Raw genomic sequence first — 432 nt, forward strand, 5'->3', positions numbered from 1 at the left:
GCGGTGGGAGTGGCCGTGGGCTTGGAGGTGGCCGTCGGCGTGGAGGTCGGGGAGGCGGTCGGCGTGGGCGCTGGCGACGAGACCCAGGAGATCCTGCGGGCCACCGCCTCGCCGTCGCGTCGCCACAGATGCGCTCGTCAACTCGCCGATGCGAGGTCGACGTGTCGGCAGTCGCGCTCGACCCCGCGCAACGCCCTACCGACAGGTGCAAGTCGGCAGACTGACCGCGCCCGCCAGGACGACGGTCTCGATCGCGCCGGCGCCGAGCGCACGCGCGCGCGTGGCCCGACCAGCGCGACCCGGCATCCGGCGGTCATCAGGCCCATGACGTGTGCCATGGCGCCGACGTTGGTGCGGATGTGCGGCCCCTGCCGGTCACGGGCGGCGAGGGCGACAGCCGCCACCAGGGCGGCGCCGGCGGAGTGTCCGCCC

At 75.5% G+C, this 432-nt stretch carries 1 protein-coding gene; it reads right to left on the bottom strand.

The annotated features are described in order from the left end of the window. Positions 1 to 137 precede the first annotated feature (137 nt). Positions 138 to 432, bottom strand: a 295-nt coding sequence (locus ACNFOC_RS55455) for a hypothetical protein (protein WP_416966452.1), incomplete at its 5' end; no start/stop codon positions are given.

The organism is Streptomyces colwelliae (genome assembly GCF_048158785.1).
Classification (GTDB): domain Bacteria; phylum Actinomycetota; class Actinomycetes; order Streptomycetales; family Streptomycetaceae; genus Streptomyces.